The sequence below is a fragment of the Paenibacillus sp. Z3-2 genome (genome assembly GCF_054161325.1).
Genome location: NZ_CP096397.1, coordinates 2,201,440 through 2,226,938 on the forward strand (window position 1 = coordinate 2,201,440; position 25,499 = coordinate 2,226,938).

Below are 25,499 nucleotides of genomic sequence, written 5' to 3' on the forward strand. Positions count from 1 at the left end.
GGTAGCTTGATCCGTTGAGGACCCAGTGATTGGGTAATAATAATGAAGAAGAAAACAACAAAAAACGCCTCCGCTTGCATCGGGACGCTGTCACTGGTAGAATAAAAAATGGTTTTCAGAAAATTAGAACTAATTAACATAAAACCAAAATGTTTACTTTCTAATAATTATACCATTGCCTTTTCGGGCTTGTCAAATGGGATTTTGAGGACACAATCCGGGGAAAGAGGGGCTATTAACATATGAGTACAGATCAGCAATGGAATGAGGAACAACAACGGGTCAACACCGTGACCGATCAGATTGAACGCAAGATCACAACGCTGGAAGATGAAGTTGGTTCCTTCCGTGACGAAGTGGTCGGTATGAGAAAAGACTTCTGGGACGAAGTCACGATGAACTTCAGTGAAGCGGATGATGTCGGGGAGACTTCTACCAGCATGCGGCAGCAGTCACAGGTCCTGTCCGATCGGGAGCGCAGCCATCTGAATACAGCGGCTGCGTTGGACAAAATGAAACGACTGCATCATTCACCGTATTTTGGCCGGATTGATTTCAAAGAAGATGGATATCCAAATGCAGAACGCATTTACTTGGGCATTGCATCGTTGCTGGATGAGAAGGAGGAATCCTTTTTGGTCTATGACTGGCGTGCGCCAATCTCCAATCTGTATTATGACGGAGCGCCGGGTCCAATCACGTATCATACACCAAGCGGGGAGATCAGCGGGGATATAGAGATGAAGCGGCAGTTCGTCATTCGGGACGGACGTATCCGCTTCATGTTTGACACAGGGGTAACGATTGGCGATGAGTTGTTGCAGGCCGTGCTCAGTCGAACTTCGGATGCACAGATGAAGAGTATTGTAGCGACCATCCAGAAGGAGCAGAATCGAATTATCCGCAATGACCGGACACGCATGCTCATTGTGCAAGGCGCAGCAGGCAGTGGCAAAACATCCGCGGCGCTCCAGCGGGTAGCTTATCTTCTCTATAAATACCGCGAGCATCTGCAAGCGGATCAGATGGTTCTTTTTTCGCCGAATCCAATGTTCAACAGTTATGTCTCCACGGTACTGCCTGAGCTTGGGGAGGAAAACATGTTGCAAACGACCTTCCAGGAGTATCTGGAACGCCGTTTGGGTCGGGAATATCAACTGGAAGATCCGTTCATTCAGCTCGAATATGTGTTAACGGGCACGGAAGATCCTGATTACGATATTCGCATGTCCAGCATTAAATTCAAGTCATCTGAATCTTTTCTGAGGGTCATTACGCGTTATAAGGAAAGCATGCTGTCAGGTGGTATGAAATTCAAGCCGGTTCGCTTCCAGGGCCGAGCGATTGTCACGTCAGAGGCTATGGCTGAGAAGTTCTACAGTTTTGAGTCATCCGTCAAGCTGGTGAGTCGACTGGAGATGCTGCGGGACTGGATGCTGAAAGAACTGTCTGCCTTTGGTAAAGGTGAACTGGATGCGCCTTGGGTCGATCAGCAGCTTGATCTGATGGAGCCGGAGGATCTGCAACGTGCCTATCAGCGCTTGAAGCGCAAGCAAAAAGGAAAGACCCATACGTTTAATGACTTTGAGCAGGAAAGAGAAATTCTGGCACGTATGGTGGTCAGTGACCGACTCAAACCGCTGAGAAAATGGATCAAGTCATTACGATTTGTCGATATACGACAATTATATGCGCATCTGTTCAACGATCAGGCTCAGATGGTGCGACTGCTGGGTGAAGAAGCGCTACCTGCCCAATGGGAAGAAATCTGTAAGATGACTTTACGCAGATTGAAGCTTCAGGAGTTGGCATATGAAGATATTACGCCATACTTGTATCTGCGCGAGCTTATGCTTGGATTCCATATTAACTCCAATATTCGTCATGTCATTATTGATGAGGCCCAGGACTATTCTGCGTTTCAGCTGGCCTTTATGAAAAGATTGTTCCCACGGGCGAAGATCACAGCACTCGGAGACTTTAACCAGGCCATCTATGCCCACTCTTCAGTGCTAAGTGGAACAGGACCATTAACTAACCTGTACGGACCAGACAATACGGAAGTCATTGAGCTGACCAGGAGCTACCGATCTACCCGGGAGATCGTAGAATTTACCCGCGGCATGGTACCTGGCGGGGAAGAGATCATTCCATTTAATCGTAGTGGCGAGAAGCCAAAAGTTATCGTTTCTTCTGATTCAGAGCGTCATATGAATGTCATTACGACTGACCTCAAGCACTTGATTAAGGAGGGGTATGAATCGGTTGCAGTCATCTGCAAGACTGCGGAAGAGAGCAAAGAAGTACATGCTGCATTGAGCAAGCAACTGCCAACAGCACCGAAGTTAATCAAGAAAACGACACTGGCTTTTGAGCAGGGTGTTCATGTCATTCCAGCTTATCTGGCCAAAGGCGTAGAATTTGACGCTGTTCTAATCTATGATGGTTCTGCAGAGCAGTATGCACAGGAGCATGAACGCAAATTGTTCTACACGGCTTGTACGCGAGCGATGCATCTGCTGCATGTCTATTGTGTGGGTACACCGAGCCCGTTCATTACCTCCCAGTCGGAAGAATGGTATGATCTTGGCAAGGTGTCTGCTGCTCAAGTAGACTGACCTAATACTCACTGTTTATAGGTAGTCAGAAGACTTCCGTTCATTGGAACGGGAGTCTTTCTGTGTATGATACATATAACAGGAAATAATCGGCATACCAAGGGGAAGGATGTTGTAGCCCAGATACAGGGGAACATATTGAATAATTCCTGACGTGAGTTCGTAAGGATTGGATTTCATCGATAAATATGACTTCGTAATTTGTAATCAGGCACAATGGATGTGATTTTTCTTTACACATGAGGTCGGGACTCATATAATCGAAACAATATATTTTTTTGGATCGTTTATTAATGAAGGAGGCAGCAACATGAACAAACCATCTTTTGAACGGCCGCTTATGGCCGATTGTGTACCGGATCTGGTTGCTACAGCACGGGGAGATTTGCCGGCGACGTTGGTCATTCGGGGAGGTACGCTGGTGAATGTGATATCGGGTGAAATTTTACCTGAAATGTCCATAGCCGTGCAGGGAGCTCGAATCGCTTATGTCGGTAAAGATGTAAGCCACACTATCGGAGAACACACCCGGATTATTGAAGCAAACGGCAAATATATCGCTCCTGGTCTGCTCGATGGGCACTGCCATATCGAAAGTACACAGATGAAAGTAACCGAATTTGCGAGAGCGGTGCTGCCTTCAGGCACAACCGGGGGTTTCTTTGACCCGCATGAGATCTCGAACATACTCGGACTCAAAGGTCTGAGACTGATGCTGGATGAAGCGCGGACCACACCGATGGCTGCTTATATGCAGGTTGCTTCCTGTGTGCCTTCAACTCACCCCGGACTGGAGACGACGGGTGCTTACATAGGACCTGAAGAGGTCGCTGAAGCCCTTTCGTGGGGCCCGGACATGATTGGCCTTGGGGAAGTCATGAACTTCCCTGGAGTCGTATACGGGAACGAGACAATGATCGGTGAGATACAGGCGACCCTCCGTGCTGGCAAAGTGGCAGACGGTCATTTTACCTGGGCAGCAGATGACTGGCGTCTGCCAGCTTACGCGGCAAGTGGGGTTACAGGGGATCATGAATGTGTGACCATGGAAGATGTGGTGGAACGTCTGCGTCTCGGGATGTATGCAAAGATGCGCCAGGGTTCCGCATGGCATGACGTGGCAGAGACGATCAAAGCCTGCACCGAGCTTGGACTGGATACACGCCGGATGATGCTGGTTACAGATGATCGAAGCTCTGAGTCGCTGCTTAAAGAAGGACATATGGACTTTGTGGTTCGTCTAGCGATCTCCCAAGGCGTGAAGCCCGTCACGGCTTTCCAGATGGCAACGATTAACACGGCTGAGCGATTCGGTGTTGCACGCGACATTGGTGCGGTGATACCGGGTAATATAGCGGACATCATTCTGCTGGATGGCCGTCTGGCGGATGTACGTGTAGGCATGACGATTGCTGCCGGGCAAGTTGTGGCCGAGAACGGGAAAATGACGGCAGCCTGGGACAGCTTCACGTATCCCGAGGAAGCACTGAACACGGTGAAGTTGGAAGCCAATATACAACCAGAGGAGCTGGAACTGGTAGCGCCGATTGCAGAGGGGGCTATTGGTGCCAAAATCATTCATGTGACAGAGAACCATGTGGATACGAAGGAGAAACACCTGCCTGTAGCGGTGCAGAATGGCAAGGTAGTGGTTTCAACTTCAGGGGAGATATGCAAAATCGCGGTATTGGAGCGTCACAAACAAACCGGTAATCGGGCGGTGGCGCTGGTTGGAGGTATCGGCTTCACATCGCCGGCAGCGATTGCGATGACAGTTGCTCATGACAGTCATAACCTGTTGATTATCGGTAATGATGATGCGCTAATGGCTGAAGCCGGTAACCGCGTTATTCGCATGCAAGGTGGGGTAGCTGTGGTAACAGCAGCAGGTGTAACTGAATTCCCGCTGCGGATTGCAGGTTTGATGTCAACCGAATCTTTCGAAGTGGTTGCAGCCCAATCGGCAGCAGTCAGTGAAGCCTTACAGTCCGCAGGATGTACGTTAAATAATGCGTTCATGACACTTTCGCTGTTAGCGCTGGTTGTGATTCCAGAACTGCGATTGTCTGACAAGGGGCTTGTCCGGATCTCGGCAGACGGCATTGAACTGGTGTCCCTTTTCGATGAAGTGGTTGACGGTACACCGGTAGCTCCAGTGGGTAATGAATAAACGGAAATTTCGAGTAGAGCATCATTAACCTACGATAATTGCAAAGCCGCCTTAGGGCGGTTTTTTGTGCTTTTCTGAAGAAAACGCTTTATAGGTCTTCTGGGGCTTGGTATTGATATGGAAAAAATGACCAAGTCGTGATGAAATAAGAGGTAATTTAGAAAGTCAATGATAATTGTGACTTTAGAACTATACATACAGAACTGTGAATTCCCGAAATAAAGTTATATGATTCTTTCGTCGTAAGTCTTAGAGATGATATTGCATATAGAAGCAATCTTAATTCGTCGTAATGAAATAAGCTTCATAAAATGAATATGAAACGACACAATTTCATCCGGATCTGCACGTTAGAGCTGATAACTTCAGAGGGAGTGTACAAATATGAAAAACAAAAGGGGTTACCGTTTTATCTTATTGCTTAGTTGTCTGATCCTGTGTGCAAGTACAGCCTATACTTCGAAAGCCGTTGCCATTGGGTCTGTTGATAGCTATGAAACGATTCATGGGAAGCTTGATGTGCCAGTGAGAGCAACGTGGGTGTGGGATACAACCCAGATCAGAAGCAATCCACAAGAGGTATTGAATTTTGCGACAACGAACAAGATCAATACGATCTATCTGCAGATGAACCGGGATGTGAAGATTCCGGATTATAAAAGCTTTATCAGCCAGGCCAGAGCGAAGAACATTGCGGTGGACGTCATGGATGGGAGATCAGCCTGGGGACTGACGGAAAGTCGGGAACAGATTGCTTCCTTCCTGGACTGGATCGAAGCGTATCAGGCTGAGGCTTTGCCCAATGAAAAGTTTGCCGGTATTCATCTGGATATTGAGCCACATGTGCATCCACAGTGGAAAATCAATCAGGCCAGTGTGATTACGCAGTGGCAAGGAAATGTCGAGTATATTGTTGAGCGAGCATCACGAATGAAGATACCAGTTGCGGCTGATCTGCCTTTCTGGCTGGATAACTACAAAATTCCGGGTTCAACGATGGCCGTTAGCAGCTGGATGATCCGCAAGTTTGACTCCATCACCATCATGGCTTACCGCGATACAGCTGCTGCAATCTATAGTGTAGCCAAGGATGAGCTTGCGGAAGCGGCTCTGCTCGGCAAGACGATCTCCATCGCTGTGGAAACGAAGCAAAGCAAGGAAGGTGACTTCATCACCTTCTATGAAGAAGGTTCTGCTTATATGGAAGCACAATTGGAGTTGGTCGAAAAAATGGCTTCAGCACATGCATCCTTTAACGGGTTCTCCGTACATGAGTACACTTCATGGAAGACAATGAGAAAGTGAGCCTCTATTAAGCTCCTTAGTGCACGGTGAGCAGCAGCGAAGGTAATGAGGTTTTAACTGAGACGTCATGTCTTATTAGATAATTTCGTTCGTTCTTTCTTTCTTTCGAGGGAAGTAGATAAAGAAGGTGTTTGCAGCCTGTTAGCTGCGAGCACCTTCTTTAGTTTTGTTGCTGAATTGTAGCGACACAGGGCGATTTTATGCTCAAGTACGCTATCTGACCGCTCTTCCAGAGTGTCGTATTTCCTAGACCAGGGCGGAAGCTGTGGCTACGTTCTCATAGAACAGTTTGCGATACTGTGAAGGCGTAGTGGCTTTATGCTTTTTAAAGGTGGTGATGAAGTAGCTCAGATGCTCAAAACCCACATCCATGGCGATATCAACAATCTTGTGATCCGTATTCTCAAGCTGAACGCAGGCCTGTTGAACACGGTAATAGTTAATGTAATCAACGGGGGTTTTCTGCACCATTTGTTTGAAGAAACGGCAGAAGTGTCCTTCACTCATATTGGCCTCATCGGCCAGTTCTTTCAGCTTCAATGGTTCGGGATAACGTTTGTGGATATAGCCGAGCACGGATTTCAGGCGCTCGATCTTGTCGTGACTTCCTGTAGTCACGGTGCCTTTGAGCGGAGCAGATCTCATGTGTTCGAACATTCGGGCAAATATGAGGTACAGGTACGCTTTTGTTGACATCTCACACGTTTCTGTTCTGGTAGCATGATCCGCAAATATACGTTTCAGGTGATCCAGAATTTCTTGCCCCCAATCCTCATCTGCCTGGATATGAAAAGGGGGAATCACCGTTTTACGTATCAGTGGACCGATGAATTTCTCCTGTACCGTATCGAAAGTACGGCTGCCGAGCAGCTCCGGATTAAACACAATGGAAGAGAATACGCAGGGAACTTCACCCTTCAGATAGCCCGCATGAATCTCGCCTCGATTAATAAAGATTGCCTCTCCGGCCTTCACCTCAACAGTGTTCATATCAATCTGAAAAACGGCGCAGCCTTCGGTCACCATGGTGAACTCCATCTCATCATGCCAGTGGCAATCCAGAATGCTGTCGCCATTTAATTGTTGAATATCAGGGTATACACTGACAGGATACATGGCATTGCCGTGTATTCGGTCTTCCCGTAATCGTTCACGTTCCATATCAACGACTCCTTTTATTTCATTATTAATGTAATCGTTTCCATAGTTTGGTGTTGTTGTTCAAGAATCGGATGCTTAATATCAAAATCGTGATATATTTGGTCAAAATATCAGAAGAAATTCATTATTAATATCAATATTATTATAGTATAACCAAAGGGGGAAAGAAAACATGAAATTTACTGATGGATTCTGGATGACTCGTGAAGGGTACCACATTCAAAACCCGACTGACATTCGTGATATTGTGCAAAAAGGGGATTCTTTGACCGTATATGCGGCAACTAAATATATTCGCACCAAAGGCGACACGTTGAACGGAACTTTGCTTAAAGCAACGTACAGCTCACCTATGCCTAACGTTATTCGTGTAACCTTGAATCACCATAAGGGTGGAGTGAAAAAAGGGCCTGAATTTGAGCTTAACACGCAAGATGCGAACGTGGACATCTCGAAAAATGAACAAGGTGCTATTTTGAAAAGCGGCAACCTGGAAGTTCAAATCGACAAAACGAACGGATGGGACGTCAACTTCCTGTATGGTGGGAAACGGATTACAGGTAGCGGTCAAAGAGCGGCTGGTTATATTACAGGGCCGAGCAAGGAAGCATACTTCCGCGAGCAGCTTGATCTCGGTATTGGTGAATATGTTTACGGACTGGGTGAGCGCTTCACACCGTTTGTTAAGAATGGCCAAATCGTAGATACCTGGAATGAGGACGGCGGTACAAGCAGTGAGCAGTCATATAAGAACATTCCGTTCTATTTGTCCAATAAAGGATATGGTGTATTTGTAAATCATCCTGAACGTGTATCGTATGAGATTGCATCTGAGAACGTATCTAAAGTGCAGTTCAGCGTAGAAGGAGAGACGCTGGAGTACTTCATTATCGGTGGTGACAATCCTAAGGATGTACTTGATAATTATACGAAATTAACAGGTAAACCAGCGCTTCCACCAGCATGGACATTTGGTCTGTGGCTGACAACATCATTCACAACAGATTACGATGAAGCAACGGTTAACCATTTCGTAGATGGTATGGCTGAACGTGATCTTCCGCTTTCTGTATTCCATTTTGACTGCTTCTGGATGAAGGAATACCAATGGTCTGATTTCGTATGGGATGAAGCGATGTTCCCGGATCCGGAAGGCATGCTTGCACGTCTGAAAGACAAGGGTCTTAAAATCTGTGCTTGGATCAACCCGTATATTGCAGAAAAATCCTACTTGTTCGATGAAGGTATGGAGAACGGTTATCTGGTAAAAACAGCGGATGGCAGTGTATGGCAATGGGATATGTGGCAAGCAGGTATGGCTCTGGTTGATTTCACGAATCCGGATGCTGTGAATTGGTATAAGAGTAAGCTGGAAGTCTTGCTTGATCAAGGTGTGGATTCCTTCAAGACCGACTTCGGTGAAAGAATTCCGACAGATGTCGTGTACTTCGATGGCTCTGACCCGGTTAAAATGCACAACTACTATACACAGCTCTATAACAAAGCTGTATTTGAATTGCTTGAAGAGAAGATTGGCAAAAACGAAGCTGCCCTGTTTGCACGCTCTGCAACAGCAGGCGGTCAACAGTTCCCGGTTCACTGGGGCGGAGACTGCTCTTCTACGTATGAATCCATGGCTGAATCCCTTCGGGGCGGCTTGTCGCTTGGTCTTTCCGGTTTCGGATTCTGGAGCCATGATATCAGTGGTTTTGAAAGCACGGCAAGCCCTGACGTTTACAAACGCTGGGTACAATTCGGACTTTTATCTTCTCACAGCCGCCTACACGGAAGCACTTCGTATCGTGTGCCTTGGTTGTTTGACGAGGAATCTGTGGACGTTGTTCGTGACTTTACCAAACTCAAAATCAGCCTGATGCCTTATCTGTACAATTCTGCGGTAGAGTCGACGGTAAGAGGTATTCCGATGATGCGCGCTATGCTGCTGGACTTCCCAGAGGATCCAACAACTTACAACCTGGATACTCAATATATGTTTGGTGATTCAATCCTGGTGGCTCCAATCTTCAACAAGGAAGGCGATGTCCGTTACTATCTGCCTGAAGGAACATGGACGAACTATCTGACTGGAGCTAAAGTACAAGGTGGACGCTGGATCAGTGAAAACCATGACTTCAAGACACTGCCAATGATGGTTAAGCCAAACAGCCTGATCGCTGTCGGTGCTGTGGATAGCAAACCGGATTATGACTTTGCGAATGATGTGTCTTTGCACTTGTTCGAACTGGCTGACGGTCAAACGGCCCAAGCTGTCGTTGTGAACCAAGGTGCTGAACAGGAACTGACAGTTAACGTTACACGTAATGGATCAGTGCTGGGCGTTCGTGCTGAAGGCGCAGGTAAACCATGGAACATCGTGCTTCGCGGGATTGAGAGTGTATCCAGCGTTGAAGGTGGTTCCCAAGTGTCTGGTGCCAATGGTGTTGTCATTGCGGCAGCAACAGGTGCAACTGCGCTTACAATTCAACTGTAACATGATATAGTAGACGAAAGGACGGTACCGAAAGGTGCCGTCTGTTTGTCTACGAAGATAGGAGATCGAATGAAATGAGTACAACGAATTCGGATTTACACCGCACGATATCATCAGAGATGCTGCATCATCTGGTGGAGAAAAGTTATGGAAGCGATACCAAAGTGAAGGGGTTTGGTCTCCTGCAAGGGGGTCTGTTTAATACAACCTATCGGATTCAACTTGAGCATGCATCATATACGGATGTAATTTTACGTTTGGCCCCCGAGCGGGCAGAGCATTCGGATATTTCTGTCCTTGATCCGCTTTTTTCGTTTGAGCGTACGATGATGGTGGCTGAACCGGCCGTGTATGAATATTATCGTAAGGCAGGCATTGCTGCTCCAAACATTATTGCCTGTGATGACAGCGGATCTATCATTCCGAGAACGTACATGTTTATGGAATTTATCCCAAGCAAGCAGTTGGATCATTCATCGATTACGGAAACAGATAAAGAACGATTGTACCAGCAACTTGGCGTTTATACCGGAATCATGCATCAGATTGAAGGCACATCGTTTGGCTGGCCGCAGGGGGATGGGACGATTAAAGGCTCGGATCATTGGTCTGAGGTGCTGTACTCATTTGCAGAAGAAACGGCACATAAAGCGGTACAAGCCGAGTATATGCCAGGTGTTGGGGAAGAGATCGCAGCCATATTCATGAAAAATAAAGACTTATTTGATCAGGTGACCCGTCCGGTACTCGTTCATAATGACCTGTGGGAAGCCAATGTACTTGTCCACGAGAAACTAGGTGAGCTAAACATTGCGGCAATCATTGACGGGGACCGATCCATGTTTGCCGACAGAGAGTTTGAAGCCATATTGTCGACAGAGTCGGTGGCTTTCCATGAAGGATATGATCGTCCTCTGGACTCATCTGCTGAAGGACAGGCACGCAGGCTTGCCTACCGAATACTTTCTTCCTATTTTAATGCGTATGTCCACGAACATCAGGTCAATCAACTTGAAGATGGTCAGAAGTATCGCCAGCGTACACTGGACTTAATGGAGCAATGGAAGCAACTGGAATACAACTAACTTGTAGGAGGAATGAAGGATGAAGGAATATCATCAGTACCCGATGTGGGACGCGTCACTTTCACTTGAGGAACGTTTGGATGACCTGATTGCAAGATTGACAACGGAGGAAAAAATTCGTCTGATTCCTACGCGCGAAGCAGCTGTGCCAAGACTGGGTATTCCAGGCTATAACGTCGGTGGTGAAGCTGCCCATGGGGTTGCATGGAAAGGGGAGGCGACGGTATTTCCGCAACCTCTCGGTCTATCGAGTACCTGGAATACGAGACTTATGCAGGAGATTGGTTCTGTCATTGGCGATGAAGCGAGGGCATACCATCACCGTGATCCTGAAGTTCATGGATTGACATTGTGGGCAGTTATCCATTTGCCTTGCAGGAGTTAAAAGATATTGCCCCAGCCATCGTTTATATGACACATGCAGGTCAGGAATTGGGGAATGCACTTGCGGATGTGCTGTTAGGTTATTATGCCCCGGCAGGCAGGTTGAATATGACTTGGTATGAAGATGAATCCCAGCTTCCTGACATGATGGACTATGACATCATCCAGCGGGGCATGACCTATATGTATCATGAAGGACCGGTTCAATATGCTTTTGGTCATGGTTTAACCTACTCGGAATTCGAGTACGGAGCGATTCATGTAAGTCGTGCTACAGAGGCCGATCGAGATCATTTGAAGATTGAAGTGGAGGTACACAATAAAGGAGAACGCGACAGTGATGAAGTTGTTCAGATCTATGGAACTGCACATACCTCGCGAGTGAAACGCGCTCAGAAGCAACTGCTTGCTTTCCGTCGCATCCATGTGAAAGCAGGGACGAGTGTTATGATCCGTTTCGAAGTCCCTGTTCAGAAGCTGGCATTGTGGGATGTTACGCGGGATCGATATTGCCTGGAGACAGCCACTTGGGCGATGCCAGTGCAGGTGTTCTGTTGGATGAATGTCTGGAAGGGCGTTCGGCAGTACGGGCAATTACTCGGGAAGAACCCTTTATATCAAGATAATCAATCGTCCTGGATCTCTTTCAACCATAATGCTGTTCAGAAACTGCAAGGATTCCAAGCCAGAGTGGCAGCCTTTGGAGAAGGGGGCAGACTGGAGATTCGTTCCGGAGGACCGGAGGGCGATCTACTCGGTGTGTGTGAAGTACCCGGACCTGGAGGCAGTGTGAATGGGAAGGATATTCGGTGGACTACTGTCCAGTGTCCCCTTGAGGCGCCAAATAAGGTGAATGAGCTGTATATTGTTTTCAAAGGCGGAGCAGCTTTACGTCATTTTATGTTGATGTAGTTGTGGGCATTGAACCGAAGAAGCTGTCTTGCACGAATACGTGAAGACAGCTTCTTCATGCTGACTAGTGATACATTCCATACGTCTGAATAATCACGCTCGAAAACAACCACAATAATGCTGTTGTGTGTAGAATCTGTAAAGGTGGTTGTGGTATGAATGATAAAAAGTGGGACCTCGTCGCACTTGCTTCCATCCCTTTAATTATGACCTTGGGTAACTCCATGCTTATACCGATCTTGCCACAGATTGAACGTGAATTGAAGGTATCTGCATTCAAGGTCAGTATGCTTATTACAGTCTACGCTGTAGTTGCCATCCTGCTTATTCCAATCGCAGGGTATTTGTCTGATCGTTTTGGCAGAAAAGCAGTCATTATTCCCAGCCTTATTATTGCAGCCGTTGGGGGTGCTGTAGCTGGTGTGGCTGCATGGATTTTGGATGGAAATGTAGCTTACTGGACCATTTTGGGTGGCAGGTTATTGCAGGGGGTTGGAGCAGCCGGCGCATTCCCTATTGTCATTCCATTGGTTGGGGACATGTTCAATGATGAAGATCAGGTTAGCAAAAGCCTGGGAATCATTGAAACCTCGAATACGTTTGGTAAAGTGTTAAGTCCGATTCTGGGTGCAGCACTGGCTGTTTGGTTGTGGTTTTTACCATTCATGGCTATTCCTCTATTATGTTTAATCTCGGTGATTCTGGTTATTTTCTTGGTGAAGACACCCAAGAAAAAAGAAAAGCCGCCCACCTTTACGGAATTTGTGTCTTCCATTCGGGACGTATTGAAAGAAAAAGGACGATGGTTGTACGCCTTGTTTGCAATCGGTGGAATTTGCATGTTTATTCTTTTTGGTGTGCTTTATTATCTATCCGAGACGTTAGAGAGCGAGTTCGCCATGAAAGGGGTCGTAAAAGGTCTCGTACTTGCGATTCCGTTGGCATCCCTGTGTCTTTTTTCCTTTTTTGGAGGAAAGTGGATTGGAAAGAGTAAGCCTCGCATGAAATGGCTCGGATTCGCAGGACTTGTTCTTGTAACCGTTTCGCTGGGTGTTATTGGGATTTTCGATAATATCTTCGTTGTGGTGGGATTGTTCACATTAGGAAGTGCCGGATTAGGAGCAACCTTACCATGTCTGGATGCTCTTATTACTGAAGGTGTGGATAAGAAACAGCGTGGTACAATTACAGGTTTGTTCAGCAGCATGCGATTCATCGGTGTATCGCTTGGTCCTCCTATTGTGTCCCTGTTGATTGGCACACAACATTTTTGGCTTTTTGGTGTGCTTGCGGCATCTGGAGCCGTGGGGGGATTGCTCACATTGTTTGCAGTCAAACCGGATAAGGGAGACGAACCTACTTCAGGAAGCGGACGTAAACAGGATGAACGGCACATCGATCGGATTGAGACGAGTCGAGGTTATGCACCTATACGGCGCAAGAAAAGTCCACTCTAGATGGATGGTGTTAGCCGACAATTCATTCTCATTTTAATTGAACACGATGTACACATAAAAAACGCGTTTACGCCTGAGAAAGCATGTGCTTCCTCGGTGTACACGCGTTTTCTTGAACATAGGAACGAACAACGTAATCGAGTCCATTTATTGACGGGTTTATTCCTTATTTATGGTATCTCGCGTATGATGTTCCAAATCCTTGGGCTGATCTGTATTTCTTGCAGGTATATGGGTATGAACAAGCAGAGGATGAGCTTCTATGGAGAAGCTTCCACTTCGTTTTCCCTGAATCAGATAGATAAGCAGGAATAGAATCATGAACATGACGGAATAACGATACATATCGGTGTAACTGGTTATCGATGCAATCGCACCAAGTAGCAGTGCACCTGTCGCAATACCCAGATCCAACGAGTTCAGAAACATGCCGTTCGCCATTCCCCGTTGAGCAGGAGATACAACCTGAATCATCCAGGTCTGCAGAGATGATTGCATGGAACCATACCCAATCCCGTAGATAAAGGCTGCAATGAACAGCAGGGACATTGAAGTTGCGTAGGAGAGGAGAATGAGTCCTCCAGCAATGAATATGGCTCCTGGGATGAGCAATGCTTTTGGACCCTTGCTGTCATAGATCCGCCCCGCAAATGGTCTGACCAACAACACAGCAAGTGCGTTGAACAAGAAGAAAAGTGCTGGATTAGCCAGATTGGCTTCCTTACCGTACAAGACAATGAATCCGACAAGCCCGCCATACGTGATGGATAACAGGCAATTCAGCACACTAGGCAGGATCAGCTTGCGGTTGAAAGGCGTTTTCTGTTTCGTGCTCGATACCGAAGCGGTTGCTGTTGCCTGGGCGTTGAGGTCCGCACTGCTAACGGTTCTTGCTGCTTTTTTGCGTGTCAGCGTATAACTCAGTGGATAGATGACTGCGATAACACCAGCAGTACATAACATCAGGGTTACAAATCCTGCACCCTGGAGTAATGTAACACCGATGATAGGTCCCATGGACATAGCCAAGCTCGTAGATAGCCCAAAGTAACCCATTCCTTCACCCATTCGTTTGACGGGTACAATGTCCGAAGCCATTGTTGGAAAAGCAGTGCTGCTCATACCAAACCCGATACCAAACAACATTCTCAGCAATAACAGCACAGCTGTACCTGCAGCAAAATAATAACCGAGCGTTGCGAGCAGGGCTATCGACAGTCCAATGTAGATCATGGCATTACGAAGACCCTTCTCCAGTGCTTTCGCAGAATAGAGTCGGGCTGCAATGGCGCTGAGCGCAAACAGACAGGTAAATAAACTCACTACAAACGCATTGGCGTGAAATCGTTCCTGGACATAGGACGGAAGCGGTGAGACGATCATGTGCAATTGCAAGAATAACAAAAAGTTACATAACATTAACAAAATAAAATCTGTAGTCCATAGCCTAACTTGTGTAGATTGTTCTTTCATGATGACGTATTCCCCCTGAGTTGTAATTCATTACAGATTGCGATTTATGAGGGAAAGAGTATGTTTAAATGCTTCCATCTGGTCTTCGGGTATACCTTCAGCAAGTTCTTTATTCATTTCTCTTTCAATTGGAACAAGAATATCGATTAATGCTTTGCCTTCCTTGGTGAGATATAACAGGTAGGCTCTGCGATCTTGTTCGCTGGTCCGGCGTTCTACCCAGCCTTTTTTCTCCACCAGATCAATAATCCGGGCAGTGGTGGGTTGGTCTTTGAAGACACGCGCGGCCAATTCTTTCTGATTGACACCTTCACCTCGGTCAACATTAAATAAGACAGAGAATTGCTCTGTTGTAATATCATAAGGTTTGAACCGCGTTGCGAGTAAGGCTACTGCTCTGCGATGCGTGAAACCCAGCATGAATCCGACTGATTGTTCCAGTGTATAGTCCATGTAATTGTACAGCCTCTCTTTCCATCATAAAAAGTTCCAAATTAATTAGTTGTCATAACAACTATATGGCAAACAAGTAATTTTGTCAAAATGAAATATTCACATACAAGCCACAGCCCGCGCTATGCAAACATCAAATAATCCTGATAGAATGGGAATGAAATCGCTTCTATGTAAATGAATGTCCAGAGTATTTCAAGATTGGTGAATATCAATTCACTCTAACCGATGTTGGAGATGACCAAGGAGAGCTGTATATGCTGAAGAACATTCCCGCCATAATCCCTCCGGAGTTGCTCAAAATCATGTCTGAAATGGGGCATGGAGATGAGCTGGTTCTGGCAGATGGCAATTTCCCGGCAGCCAGTCATGCCAAGCGCCTGGTACGTTGTGATGCACTGGGAGTCGTCGAACTGCTGGAAGCCATCCTGCAATTATATCCACTGGATATCTATGCCGAGCGTCCAGCTGCGGTCATGCAGGTTGTAAAAGGGGATCCGGTGATCCCGATCATATGGGAAGAGTACCGCCGATTAATTGAAGAATACGAAGGCATCACGGATGCTTTGGATCATGAAGAACGATTTGAATTTTATGAACGTGCTTCGCGTGCCTATGTCATTGTTGCAACTGGTGAGCGTGCGCAATATGCCAATCTGATTTTGAAGAAAGGCGTCATTTTTCCTGATTCTGATTCATGTCAGCAGCACCAGAATACTAATTCGAACTGAATAGTCAAGGCGACGGAGCAGCGGATGCTTTGGTCGTCTTTTTATTTTTGCCATTCCGAATCCAGTATACGATAACGTAGAGTATTGGCATGGATTCGATAAGTACGGTATACAGAGGTACAGCGTAAGAACGGATAGCCAGCTCGTATGAGGCGGCATCTTTGGCATATTGAAGGACTATAGCGGCAGCAGTTCCCCCAATCAGATAAACGACAGATTTTTGCTGCCTGATCCCGCTCAGTTTGGAGAGACAGACGGAAGCGACATACAACAGAAATGAGCTGCGAGTGAACATCGTTGTTGACCAAATTGCGATCAGAACAGGATCCAGATTATCCAGGAAATCTCCGTATCGCGCAAAGCGTACCATTTCAAGTAAAGGATAGCGTAGTCCGGCGGCAACATACGGACCAAAATTCATCAGAGTGAACATCCAGAACACAACGATGAATATAACAACGGTGATGCCGGCAAATAACATGCTTTTCAGCATAGGACGCCTGAACGCAACGACAGGTGCGAGGAATAGGAACATCATCCATTCGGAGAACCATGGCATGGTGGACAGAGACCCCATCAGGATTTCACGCAGATCATGATGAGTTGCCATCGCAAGCAGTATGCCAGGATTGCCTCCGCCCCCAACCGCTGGAATAAGTAAGCTGGAAGTGAAAAGCTGCACCAGAAAAATACCTTCCGACATAAATACAATGGTAACCAAACCTGAACGCGCAGTCAGGCAGATGCACAGCAAAGTTAGGGTTGATGTTAACCAAATCGGAGTCTGTGGCAGATACATCGATTGCAGGAAGATAATAAAATTCTCCACATCAATGGATAACAAGTAGATACATAACAGTACAATTAACCCAATATAAAAGCGATGCACAACTTTGCCTACGATATCCTCTCCATAGGAGATCCAAGGTTTGTCGGGATTAATGGAACCTAAACGGTATGTAAAGAGCAGAAAGACCAGACTGATCAGAAAGCCGCCAATGGTAGATAACCATCCTTGATAGCCGCTCATTTTGAATAAGCGCTGCAAAAGAAAGGCAACGGGTTCGGAATATAGGTAAACAAACATGAAGCGGTACGCCTGTCCTGCAGTCAGATGGTTCATCGTCAATCTCCTTTCTTATTTAATCATGTGATCAGCCCAGCCAAAGACCAGTTGGATCAGATCATTGGGGTTAGGCCATGCAGACCAGCTTACAGCGAGCGTGTTCCATACGAGAAAAAGAGCGAGCAACATAAAATAAGCCCGCCTGATCGATTTCTTGCTTGTTTTTACAGATGACCAATCCAGCAAGTAGAGTCCCGCAAATACCAAGACGGCTAACACGTATGTAACCTCCTTTTTAAGTCCACCAAAACGGCAATCCCCGATAACTAGAAGCTTGACTCCGAACCGACAAATTGGATATTGATATTCGTGTTGACGGTAAACTGAAGATCGTTCTTAACATAGTTGATCCATGTGGGTCGCAGTTTCTTCCATACCTTCGGGTGTCTCCATTCGAGTCGGTATCCAAGCATGAGTATATCTGAGCCTTGGTGTTTTGCGGTTTGGATGGCACGAGTAAGATGAGCACTTACTTTTTCATTGGCTGCTTGTTCGATGTCCTTAATCCCAACAATGTCTTCAGCTTTCAGGACAGGAATGACCGAATTCAACTCAGCTCTTCCTGTCAGGTTGATAACAAAATGTGGTTCACCATTCTGGAGCTTTACATGTATATCCGATTGCATGCGGTATAACTTCATGCTTGCTTTTTGCTTTTTGGATTTAACGGAAATGGTCATCGAATCCAGGTTTTGTCCTGCCCAGGCAACAGCGCGCGCTTCATCGGCCGAGAGTGTTCCAACCATCCGCATCTGTCTGAATATGGAGCCGCCGATTTGACTGACCCACTTTTTGGATTCTCCCTCTTCACTGACCATGTTGGTTTTTTTGCTGCCTAACATCGATGAGGCAAATCCCTGATTCATTTTATCGGATGTAAATACACTTAACACCTGGGTTTTTAGCAGGTTTTCCTCGGTGGAGAATTCCCGCAGCACGTCACTTGGAGTTTCTTCGAATACCGGAGTCAGATCAGAAACGTCCTTGGCTCTGCCATTCGCAACCATCACGTAGCTGCTCAGGTGGAAAAGGGGTTGACGTGCAATCCATTCCATCGTGTCTTCAATCCCCTCACGTGCATAGGCTTGGCCAAAGACAATCACTCGCGTATGTCCCCAAGATATTTTACGTGTCAGGTCTGTCTGGATTCGCTCTATCGCATCCGCAATTGTCGGTGCCGTTGCCGAAACAGCTGCATAGGGGTCTTTGCCTGTACTACCACCTTCTGGAGAAAGACGATTGGGGAGTGGCATGCTAAGCGTGACTTCGATCTCTCCAGGGGTATCCGCTTTGTCCACGTACATGGCTGTAATGAAGGTGCGCTCGTTAATCTCGACTTTGGACCAGCATCCGGTGCATAACAGACAACAAATAATGATGACCACAAGTTGAAGGGGAGGCCTTCGAAATATCATGGTGTATCCTGCCTCCTTTCATTATCGGTCGCATAGGCTTTGGTTCGTTTTTTCATCATGAACCAAGGCACCCGAATAAACGTATCCTTAAAATCACGTAGTACGAGTGGGGCAAAAGGCTGCATGTACGGAACACCAAATGAACGCATGCTGACCATATACCAGTACAACAGATAGATAGAAATGACGACACCGAACAGACCCAGTGTTCCACCCATCAGCAGAACAGGAAAGCGGAGCAGTCGGAAGGCCAGTCCCAACTCGAAATGCGGAATAATAAAGGCTGCAATCCCTGTAATGGACACAACAATAACCAGAGGAGCAGAGACAATACCTGCCTGTACAGCTGCTTGTCCAATGACAATACCGCCAATAATAGAAACCGTCTGTCCGAGCGGCTTGGGAATACGTATTCCGGCTTCACGTAATCCTTCGAAGGTAATCTCCATGATGAAGGCTTCAATCAATGCCGGAAAAGGAATGTTCTCTCTTGCGGATGCAATTGTAATGAGCAGGTTCGTTGGAATGATCTCGGGATGAAATGTAGTGACTGCTACATATACGGAAGGCAACAGGAAAGCAATGATGGCAAACAGCAAACGGATAATTCGGATAAATGAAGCTGAATGGAACCGCTGATAATAGTCCTCGGACGATTGCATCAAAGAGAAAAATGTGACTGGAATGAGCAGCGAGAAGGGTGTTCCATCCTGCATGACCCCGATCCGTCCTTCTACGAGAGCAGCTGCAACGGCATCTGGTCGTTCGGTATATTGATACTGTGGAAAAGGAGAAAGCGGATGATCTTCCAGAAATTCTGATAGATAGCTGACACCCAGACTGCTGTCCATATCAATCTCACCCAGACTGGTTAATACATTTTCCAAAATATCAGGTTTGCATAATCCTTGAATATAAATGACAAAAACTTCGGTTTTGGTATATTTGCCGATGGTAAATTTGATCATTTTAAAATCGGGATGTTTAATTTTGTGTCGCAGCAGAGACATATTTACATTAATATCCTCGATAAACGCTTCCTGGGGGCCCACGACGACGACTTCATTTGTTGATTCAGGTACGGAGCGCTTCTGATAATGTTGAATTGAAAAAATGATCATGCCGGACATGCCTTCGATATAGAGTGCTGCATTACCGGTTACGATATCATCTACCAACGTTTCTGCTGAATCCCTGTGCTGGTTTTCGAGAGAAAAAAAGGTACCACTCACGACTTGCGTAATAAAATCGGGACCGACTTCGTTCCGTGCAGCCTCTTCAAGCAAAGGCTTCACAATAGCTTCACGCATGATCTGTGTGTCGACAATGGATTGAATATAGAGCAAAGTGCAATGGAGCGGCCCGATCTGAAGGGGCTGATAGATCATATCTGCCACGCCGATTAGACGTGATTGAACCTGTATCAGAATGCTTTCTTTCATAGATCCCTTCCTCCTAAAGCAATGAATGGTTCGGTTCTCTACAAGCTATAAGCGATACTATAGTGTGCAACGCTTCGACTGAAATATACTCCGAACGCTGAATGTTCGACATATCTAGAGAAATGTTCATGGATACTACAAACTTTGATACAGATGATGAATGGGGAAAGCGAGGGGATTGTTTTAAAATAGAAGGCACACATATGAAACGATGATCTCATTTCTTAAGGAGTTGAAAGAATTGCAGCACCGAATCAGACAGGCAAGTCTTGCGGATATGGATGCAGTGGGACGGTTATTTAATGAGTACAGAATGTTCTACAACCAAAATGCTGACCTTGAGGGAGCACGTCAATATATTAGAGAACGAATGGAACGTGATGAATCGGTAGTTTTGGTAGCAGAAACAGATGTGAACAGTGATTGTGGGGCAAATGGAAGCAACGACTTACTACTCTTGAATGGCTTAATTTGTACCGGATTCGTTCAACTTTATCCCAGTTTCAGTTCGGTATCGATGGGGCCGATCTGGGTGCTTAATGATCTATATGTGCATCCGGATTATCGTCAGCAAAGCATTGCAAGGAAGCTGCTGCAAGCAGCCAAGCGATTGGCATCTGAGCGTGGAGTTCTTCGTATATCACTCTCGACTGAGTTAAGTAACAAGCAAGCACAAGTTCTATATGAATCCGAAGGATATGCACAAGATACCAAATTCATGTATTATGAACTTAATGTATAAGAGGTTGCTCAAAAAGACGCACTATATAAATGAAGGGCAGACCCGTCAAGTCGGGAATGAGGGAGGGAAGTCGCGATATGATGCAGTGGATTGCTATGATCACGATGTTAATTGATCATATAGGAGCTGTCTTTTTTCCACATATGATAGAACTGAGGATCATAGGTCGTATAGCTTTTCCAATCTATGCCTTTGCAGTGTATATCGGCTATAAACATACACGAGACGTACAAAAATACATATGGCGGCTGTTCTGGATTGCGATGATATCACAGGTGCCGTTCATGGCTGCGTTTAATCATTACTCATTGAATGTGGTATGGACGTTGTGGTCAGCTCTTTTGGTCCTGTTAGCTATCGATAAACTGCCATCCCGCCTACTGGGCATTCCGATCGTAATTGGAGCAGGTTGGTTCATGGAAATTAGTCAGATGGATTACGGGATGTATGGGTTAATATTGGTCCTGTTATTCCGTTATTTCCAGGGTCCTCTACTTGTAGTAGCACATGTCGTGTTAAATGCACTATATCTTCTGCTGCACAACAGCTCTGTTCAAATGTATAGTATACTGGCAACTGCAGGTATTGCCATGGCTCAATATTATCAAGCAGGTTTCCGCATGAAGGGGCCACGTTGGGTTTGGCGCTATTTCTATCCAGCTCATCTCGCCATCATTGCAATGATCCGATGGGTGTAAAAGAATGATCCAGCAATGCGAAGTGAAGCCAAGAAGCCACATTTTCGTCAGTCAATGACGAGAATGTGGCTTCCTTGGTATTCCAATTTTATTAAATGTTGATGATAGATTGAATGTACTCATTTACTCCATTGCTGTAGAAGTGCCATAATGCGGCCGGATTGCAGCTGGGAAATATCCAATCTGAACGGCGTAGTCTAACATGGCGGAGATGAAGCGATCATCTGTTTTCGCACATGAGATTCCGGCAGGTTCCACATAAGCAGTTGTGACAGGGCAGGCGTAGACATAAGCTGAATCCTTTGCACCGTCGCCTTCAAGCTGAGCAATGGCCAACTGTAGAGCTTCAGGCTCCTTGCTGATGCTGGCATCGAACAACCAACGTGTGTAATCCGCGAAAGGTAGCGTTTCGACTTCATAACCAGCTCGATTCACTGAACGGATCAGTTCATCATAACGGATTGGCTCCGGATTACAGATGTGGAATACACGACCAGCTGTATCCTGACGTAAGGCCAGATGAACAATAGCTTCACTCGCATAGTTGATCGGTGTGAAATCAACCATCCAGTCTGCGGCAGGAGCTTTGCCGAGCAATAACATCGCTTTGATCATACGATAGAAGGCGTTGCTATCAATATTGGACTGGAAGCGTCCAGTTTCAGAGTGGCAAGTGAGATTACCTGCACGATAGATACTGACAGGTACACCCTCCTCGGCGGCAATCATGAGCACTTTCTCGGCTTCAAGCTTGCTGTCCGAATACAGGTTGTCCACATGCAAGTCGGCCGGGAAACGATCATATTGCAATGAGGATTCCCACTGTCCGCTGAGTGCCAGATCCTCCGGAATACCCATCGTGGATACATGGTGGAAGGAAGCCCCAGGTTTGCTGCGAATCAGATCCAGCAAAGCGACCGTGCCTGCTACGTTCGTTTTGGCGAACTGCTCTGCATCCCCAAAATGACGTACATCTGCAGCACAGTGGATGACACGGTCAATTCGTTCCTTAACATAGGCAGTTTGTTCAGTTGAAAGACCGAGATGAGGTTGTTCAAGATCCCCTTCAATAATCTCCACGCGGGTTGCAAGTTGATCAGTCAGTTGTTTACCGAAATATCCTTCCAGCACTTTAGTCAAACGTTCCATCGCAGTTATTCCATTGGTCGGGCGACGAACAAGCGCGTAGATTCGTGTACTTGAATTCAGAATTAACTGTTGCAGTACATGGGAACCCAGATATCCAGTCGCTCCGGTAAGTAACACATGCTCAGGTTCACGAATGACCGGATATCCCAACTGGGATGCCAGTTCTACAGGATGTTCGGATAATTGCGTGATCAACCCATCAGTCACCACTGAATCTGTAACTTCTACTGCACTGTGAGACAGTACTTCTACACGACGAGCAAGAGCCCGGACGGTTCTCTCGGCAAAAAAGTCGGCAATTTTCAGCTGAGGATAATGCGGCTTCAGAATGACCAATACATGAATAACCCGGAGAGAATCACCGCCGATATTGAAGAAGCTGTCTTCGACACCAAAGTCGTCATGCTGAAGAATTTCTTTCCACGCATCCAGGATAATGGATTCCGTCTCCGTCTCGGGCATGACCAGGTCAGGGCGATCTTCGTGTCGTTCCACATGAGGTAGGGATACCATCGCTTTGCGATTGATTTTCCCAGTCGGTGCTATCGGCATTTCATCCAGCTGACAGATCCACTTCGGTACAAAATAAGAAGGGAGTTTCTCCGCCAGTTCTGCTTTGATGTCCGAAACAGAAAGGGTACGGCCATCTTTCGATGTAAAATACCCAACCAGCATATTTTGTCCGTCCGATTCTTTCTTCGGAATGACGGCAACGTTCTGGATCTGTTCAAGTCGGGCAAAGTGATCTTCAATCTCCCCGATCTCAATGCGGTGACCACGAATTTTTAGCTGTGAGTCACTACGACCGACATACTCCAGCAACCCGGTATCCAGCAATTTGGCAATATCGCCAGACTTGTAGATTTTCTCACCTATCGCAAACGGATTCTCAATGAATGATTGCTCTGTACGTTCTGGCTGATTCAGATAACCTTTGGCCAGTGCAGGAGTAGCGATATATACCTCACCAGGCACGCCTACCGGACAGAGCTGTTGTTCTTCATTCACGATGTATACTTTGTAGTTATGAATCGGTTTACCGATAGGGATGTTCACCACATGTTCGGGAACCTGCTCACTGATGCGATGCGTGGCTGTGGCTACCGTACATTCGGTAGGTCCGTACACATTCACAATGTCAATCTGGTTGCCAAATTTGCGCTGGAAGGCACGAACCTGTTCGCCATAGAGTGCTTCTCCGGCTACGGTGATGATTCTGACTTTGGCTAGCTTGTGGAAACCTTCTTCTGATAAATAGGTTGCAAGCTGATTGAAGAAGATCGTAGGCAGTATCGTAATAATGGTTGTTCCTGTACGTTCAATTGCACTTGCGAATTCTTCAACGGATACACGTTCTTCCGCAGACAACAGATATAATTCTGCTCCATAGAACAAGGCGCCAATCGTATCCCACACGGATGCATCGAAGCTGTATGTAGCAAACTGGGTTAATACATCACCTGGTTGAATGTCACAATCACGCTGCACCACACTACCAAGATTAGTGACACCCCGATGGGCAATCAGTGCACCTTTGGGCTTACCGGTAGATCCTGACGTATAGATGATATACGCAAGATCGTCTGGGTGAATATCCAAGTTAGGGTTGCTTGCTGCAAACCCGGCTAGACGACCATCCACAGCCAGAATCTGGCGAACGGTAGCTATACTGGAGAATAGGCTGGATGCTTGGGCATAAGAAGCTTCTGTTGTCAGAACGAATGGTGAAGCCGTATCTTCCACAATATAGCTGTTACGTTCTTGGGGATGCTCAGGGTCGATCGGAACATATGCACCACCTGCCTTGAGAATACCGAGCAGGGAGATGATGGTCTCCAGACTTCGATTCATAAAGATACTGACGAATTCCCCTTTTTGCAATCCATTGGATATCAGAACACGTGCAACCTGATTGGCTCGTTCGTTTAATTCTCTGTACGTATATCGTGCGGATGGCGATGTAATCGCCGGTGAATCCGGATATGCTGCTGCAGTTGCTTCGAACCAGGCGTGAATGGTCTGATTCGCTGGTTCGAGAACGGCAGTATCATTCATTTCACGGTACAGCAATCGGTCTGAGGCGGAAAGGATATCCACTGCACCGATTGCTTTGTCACTGTCACGCACAAGGGCAAGTAGAAGAGTCTGATAGTATTCTGCATATCTCAGTACAGTAGACTCTTTCAAAAGTGAACTGTCATAGAACAGATCGAGAATGAGCATGCTCTGATCATCTCGAACGTTCCAATTCATGACTTGAGGAGCTTGCGGCAACTGAACGCTATTCAGCATAAAAAACGTTTCAGGGTATCCACCAGTTTGCAGCGTGTATTCAATCTTGAGCTGTTCTGAGATCTGATGACATAGTTCGCTAAAAGTTAATTTTCCCTGAATCTGTAACGAAAGATAGGAAGCTGCCTGATCGGGAGCAAGTACCCCTATGGCAAGGTCCTGTTCAGCTGACAATCGGAATAACAAGGCTGCATAAGCTGAGAGGAGTACCGGGTACACCATCTGTTCTCCAAACTTCTGTTTAAGTTCACGACTTAGAGAAGCATGTAATGTTAATTGAGCAGATTGATAAGAGAATGATTGTTGACGTCGCCCAAAATCCAGTGGAATCTGAAGAACCGGCAGGCCAGACTCCATAGAATGGGAAAATGATGATTGGTTTTCAATCACTTCAG

19 protein-coding genes are annotated in these 25,499 nt (G+C 46.3%); 11 read left to right on the forward strand and 8 right to left on the reverse strand.

The features are described 5' to 3' along the window. The first annotated feature begins 242 nt into the window (after nt 1-242). The 3 genes from helD (at nt 243) to M1D71_RS09910 (ending at nt 6,093) form a co-directional block, all read left to right on the forward strand. Nucleotides 243-2,618 carry an RNA polymerase recycling motor HelD gene (gene helD, locus M1D71_RS09900; RefSeq protein ID WP_458126296.1) on the forward strand — a complete coding sequence of 792 codons (2,376 nt, stop codon included), beginning with the start codon at nt 243-245 and terminating at the stop codon, nt 2,616-2,618. 310 nt (nt 2,619-2,928) lie between these two features. Further along, on the forward strand, nt 2,929-4,788 hold the full coding sequence (locus M1D71_RS09905; RefSeq protein ID WP_458126297.1) for an adenine deaminase: 1,860 nt from the start codon (nt 2,929-2,931) through the stop codon (nt 4,786-4,788). A 384-nt stretch (nt 4,789-5,172) separates the two neighbouring features. Continuing rightward, entirely contained in the window at nt 5,173-6,093 is a 921-nt protein-coding gene (locus M1D71_RS09910; protein WP_458126298.1) for a hypothetical protein, read from the forward strand. Between the two features lie 246 nt (nt 6,094-6,339). Here the strand turns inward: M1D71_RS09910 and M1D71_RS09915 are convergent, their stop codons facing one another. Beyond that, nucleotides 6,340-7,254, reverse strand: a complete 915-nt coding sequence (locus M1D71_RS09915) for an AraC family transcriptional regulator (RefSeq protein WP_458126299.1) — start codon at nt 7,252-7,254, stop codon at nt 6,340-6,342. A 172-nt stretch (nt 7,255-7,426) separates the two neighbouring features. Here M1D71_RS09915 and yicI point away from each other — a divergent pair, with 172 nt between their 5' ends. The 5 genes from yicI to M1D71_RS09940 all read left to right on the forward strand — a co-directional run bounded on the left by yicI (nt 7,427) and on the right by M1D71_RS09940 (nt 13,583). Next, a complete protein-coding gene (gene yicI, locus M1D71_RS09920; RefSeq protein ID WP_458126300.1) occupies nt 7,427-9,745 on the forward strand; it encodes an alpha-xylosidase in 2,319 nt (772 codons plus the stop codon). Between the two features lie 74 nt (nt 9,746-9,819). Continuing rightward, entirely contained in the window at nt 9,820-10,830 is a 1,011-nt protein-coding gene (locus M1D71_RS09925; protein ID WP_458126301.1) for a phosphotransferase family protein, read from the forward strand. A 19-nt stretch (nt 10,831-10,849) separates the two neighbouring features. Then, nucleotides 10,850-11,215 carry a hypothetical protein gene (locus M1D71_RS09930; protein WP_458126302.1) on the forward strand — a complete coding sequence of 122 codons (366 nt, stop codon included), beginning with the start codon at nt 10,850-10,852 and terminating at the stop codon, nt 11,213-11,215. Then, nucleotides 11,182-12,126, forward strand: coding sequence for a glycoside hydrolase family 3 C-terminal domain-containing protein (locus tag M1D71_RS09935; RefSeq protein WP_458126303.1), 945 nt, complete (start codon nt 11,182-11,184; stop codon nt 12,124-12,126). Before M1D71_RS09930 ends, M1D71_RS09935 begins: the two co-directional genes overlap by 34 nt. Before the next feature lie 155 nt (nt 12,127-12,281). Beyond that, the gene (locus M1D71_RS09940) at nt 12,282-13,583 is read left to right on the forward strand and encodes an MFS transporter (RefSeq protein WP_458126304.1); all 1,302 of its coding nucleotides are present in this window, start codon (nt 12,282-12,284) and stop codon (nt 13,581-13,583) included. Between the two features lie 159 nt (nt 13,584-13,742). Here the strand turns inward: M1D71_RS09940 and M1D71_RS09945 are convergent, their stop codons facing one another. Further along, nucleotides 13,743-15,056 carry an MFS transporter gene (locus tag M1D71_RS09945; RefSeq protein ID WP_458126305.1) on the reverse strand — a complete coding sequence of 438 codons (1,314 nt, stop codon included), beginning with the start codon at nt 15,054-15,056 and terminating at the stop codon, nt 13,743-13,745. Nucleotides 15,057-15,086: 30 nt separating this feature from the next. Continuing rightward, nucleotides 15,087-15,509: a MarR family winged helix-turn-helix transcriptional regulator gene (locus tag M1D71_RS09950; protein WP_458126306.1), complete on the reverse strand. Its 423-nt coding sequence runs from the start codon at nt 15,507-15,509 to the stop codon at nt 15,087-15,089. A gap of 257 nt (nt 15,510-15,766) precedes the next feature. Between M1D71_RS09950 and M1D71_RS09955 the strand changes: the two genes are divergently transcribed. Further along, nucleotides 15,767-16,240, forward strand: a complete 474-nt coding sequence (locus M1D71_RS09955; RefSeq protein WP_458126307.1) for an RbsD/FucU family protein — start codon at nt 15,767-15,769, stop codon at nt 16,238-16,240. A 4-nt stretch (nt 16,241-16,244) separates the two neighbouring features. Here M1D71_RS09955 and M1D71_RS09960 read toward each other — a convergent pair whose 3' ends face one another. From M1D71_RS09960 to M1D71_RS09975, 4 genes are read right to left on the reverse strand one after another with little or no spacing between them, the layout of a single operon-like run. Beyond that, complete coding sequence (locus tag M1D71_RS09960) at nt 16,245-17,363, reverse strand: GerAB/ArcD/ProY family transporter (RefSeq protein WP_458126308.1); 1,119 nt, start codon at nt 17,361-17,363, stop codon at nt 16,245-16,247. Between the two features lie 15 nt (nt 17,364-17,378). Further along, nucleotides 17,379-17,585 (reverse strand): hypothetical protein, encoded by a 207-nt coding sequence (locus tag M1D71_RS09965; protein ID WP_458126309.1) that lies wholly within the window; start codon nt 17,583-17,585, stop codon nt 17,379-17,381. Between the two features lie 47 nt (nt 17,586-17,632). Continuing rightward, on the reverse strand, nt 17,633-18,781 hold the full coding sequence (locus M1D71_RS09970; RefSeq protein WP_458126310.1) for a Ger(x)C family spore germination protein: 1,149 nt from the start codon (nt 18,779-18,781) through the stop codon (nt 17,633-17,635). Then, nucleotides 18,778-20,223: a spore germination protein gene (locus M1D71_RS09975; protein WP_458126311.1), complete on the reverse strand. Its 1,446-nt coding sequence runs from the start codon at nt 20,221-20,223 to the stop codon at nt 18,778-18,780. The genes M1D71_RS09970 and M1D71_RS09975 overlap by 4 nt, the downstream gene beginning before the upstream one ends. Before the next feature lie 241 nt (nt 20,224-20,464). Between M1D71_RS09975 and M1D71_RS09980 the strand changes: the two genes are divergently transcribed. After that, complete coding sequence (locus M1D71_RS09980; protein WP_458126312.1) at nt 20,465-20,965, forward strand: N-acetyltransferase family protein; 501 nt, start codon at nt 20,465-20,467, stop codon at nt 20,963-20,965. 77 nt (nt 20,966-21,042) lie between these two features. Next, nucleotides 21,043-21,663, forward strand: a complete 621-nt coding sequence (locus tag M1D71_RS09985) for a TraX family protein (RefSeq protein ID WP_458126313.1) — start codon at nt 21,043-21,045, stop codon at nt 21,661-21,663. A gap of 123 nt (nt 21,664-21,786) precedes the next feature. Here M1D71_RS09985 and M1D71_RS09990 read toward each other — a convergent pair whose 3' ends face one another. Further along, complete coding sequence (locus tag M1D71_RS09990) at nt 21,787-25,461, reverse strand: non-ribosomal peptide synthetase family protein (RefSeq protein ID WP_458127210.1); 3,675 nt, start codon at nt 25,459-25,461, stop codon at nt 21,787-21,789. Nucleotides 25,462-25,499 lie beyond the last annotated feature (38 nt).